The sequence below is a fragment of the Streptomyces sp. NPDC018031 genome, from assembly GCF_044327625.1.
Lineage (GTDB): Bacteria > Actinomycetota > Actinomycetes > Streptomycetales > Streptomycetaceae > Streptomyces.
Map to the genome: position 1 here is coordinate 1 of NZ_JBIRFT010000064.1, position 2,525 is coordinate 2,525.

1 protein-coding gene is annotated in these 2,525 nt (G+C 76.8%); it reads left to right on the forward strand.

The features are described from left to right. On the forward strand, nucleotides 1-2,525 hold a 2,525-nt coding region (locus tag ACH4B3_RS34230), incomplete at both ends, for an acyltransferase domain-containing protein (protein ID WP_398469697.1).

A 2,525-nucleotide genomic window follows, 5' to 3' on the forward strand; every position in this document is an offset into this window, starting at 1 on the left:
GCGGGGGTGCTGTCGTTGGCGGACGCGTGCCGTCTGGTGGCGGCGCGTGGCCGGTTGATGCAGGCGCTGCCGGAGGGTGGCGCGATGGTGTCGGTCGCCGCCGCCGAGGCGGACGTGGCCGCGGCCCTGACCGAGGGGGTGGCCATCGCGGCGGTGAACGGTCCGGCGTCGGTGGTGCTCTCCGGCCGCGAGGAGGCGGTGCTCGCCGTGGCGGAGGAGTTCGCCTCGCGTGGGTGCCGGACGCGGCGGTTGCGGGTGAGTCATGCGTTCCATTCGCCGTTGATGGAGCCGGTGCTGGAGGAGTTCCGGGAGGTGGTGTCGGGGCTGGGGTTCGGTCCGGCGTCGGTGGGTGTGGTGACGTCCGGTGGTGGTGTGGGGGGTGACTGGAGTGATCCGGAGTACTGGGTGCGGCATGTGCGGGAGCCGGTCCGGTTCCTGGACGCGGTGGAGGCCCTGGCCGCCGAGGGTGCGGGGTTCTTCCTGGAGATCGGTGCCGACGGCACGCTGACCGCACTCGCCCAGGAGTGCCTGGCGGACGCGGGTCCGGTGGTGCTGGTGCCCACCGCGCGCAAGGACCGCCCCGAGGCCCGCACCGCCGTCGAAGCCCTCGCGCACGCCCAGGTGAGCGGCGTCGCCGTCGACTGGACCGCGGTGTTCCCCGGCTTCCCGGGCACCCCCGTGCCGCTGCCGACCTACGCCTTCCGGCACGAGCACTACTGGCTGCGTCCGTCCGCGGACCGCGGCGACACCACGGCCCTGGGCCAGAGCGCCGCGGACCACCCGCTGCTCGGCGCCGCCGTCACCCTCGCCGACGGCGGTGGTGTGGTGCTCACCGGCAGGCTGTCCTCGCACAGCCACCCCTGGCTGGCCGACCACGCGGTGGCCGGCGCGGTTCTGCTCCCGGGCACCGCGTTCGTCGAACTGGCCCTGCGCGCCGGCGACGAGGTCGGCTGCGGCCGGATCGACGAACTCACCCTCCAGGCCCCGCTGCTGCTGCCCGAGCGCGGCGGCGTACGGATCCAGGTCGCGGTCGGCGAGCCCGACGACACCGGCGCCCGCACCGTGGGCGTCTACAGCCGGTACGAGGACGCCGCCCAGGACAGCGACGCGCCGTGGACCGGCCACGCCACCGGCCGGCTCGTCCCGGCCCGGGCCGACGCCCCCGAGGGTCTCACCTCCTGGCCCCCGCGGGACGCCGAGGAGGTGGACCTGACCGGCTTCTACCCGCGGCTGGCCGAGGCGGGCTCCGTCTACGGCCCGGTCTTCCGCGGCCTGCGCCGGGCATGGCGCCGCGGCGAGGAAGTCTTCGCCGAGGTCGCGCTCGACGCGGCCGACGAGGCCGCGGCGTTCGGTCTGCACCCGGCCGCCCTCGACGCGGCACTGCACCCCATCGGCCTCGGCGGGCTGCTGCGCACCACCGGACAGCCGGTGCTGCCGTTCTCCTGGACCGGAGTCGAGCTGTACGCCGGCGGCGCGGCGGCGGTGCGCGTCCGCCTGACCCCCTCCGGCCCCGACGCGGTCACGGTGGCCGTCGCCGACACCACCGGCGCGCCGGTGGCCTCGGTCGACGCGCTGGTGCTGCGCCCGGTGTCGGCCGGTGCCCTGCGCGAGGCGCGGGGCGGCGTGCGCGACGCGCTGTTCCGCCTCGACTGGGTCCCGGCGCCCGGCGACACCGGGCAGCGGGACCCGGGCCGGGTGGCGATCCTCGGGCAGGACGCCCCCGACCTGGCGGGACTCACCGGCGAACTCCCCGACGTGGTGGTCTTCGAGGTGCCCGGCACCGAGGACGTGCGGACCGCGGTGAACGGCACCCTGGAGCTGCTGCGCCAGTGGCTGGCCGAGGAGCGGTTCGCCGGCCCCCGGCTGGCCGTGGTGACCCGGCACGGGCTGCTCGCCCACGCCGCCGCGGCGGGCCTGGTCCGCTCCGCCCAGTCGGAGAACCCGGACCGCTTCCTGCTGATCGACGTCGAGGACCCCGCCGGCCGGCCGGACGCGGCGGCTGCGCTGCCGCTGCCCATGGCCGGCATCGCCGCCGCCCTCGCCTGCGGGGAACCGCAGACCCGGGTACGCGGGGACGAGGTCCTGGTGCCCCGGCTCGCCCGGGCCGCCACCGACGGCACCCTGCTGCCGCCGGCCGAGGCGGCCTGGCACCTCACCGTCCAGGGCCGCTCCGGCACCCTCGACGACCTGGCGCTCACCGCGCACCCGGAGAGCCGCGGACCGCTCGCGGACGGCGAGGTGCGGGTGGGCGTGCGGGCCACCGGGCTGAACTTCCGCGACGTGCTGATCGCCCTGGGCATGTACCCGGGCGACGCCCCGCCGCTCGGCAACGAAGGTGCCGGCGTCGTCCTGGAGACCGGGCCCGGCGTCACCCGTTTCGCCCCCGGCGACCGCGTCCTCGGCCTGCTGCCGGACGCCATGGGCCCCTACGCGGTGACGGATCAGCGGTTGCTGGCGCGGGTGCCGGAGGGGTGGTCGTTCGAGCGTGCGGCGTCGGTGCCGGTGGTGTTCCTGACGGCGTGGAT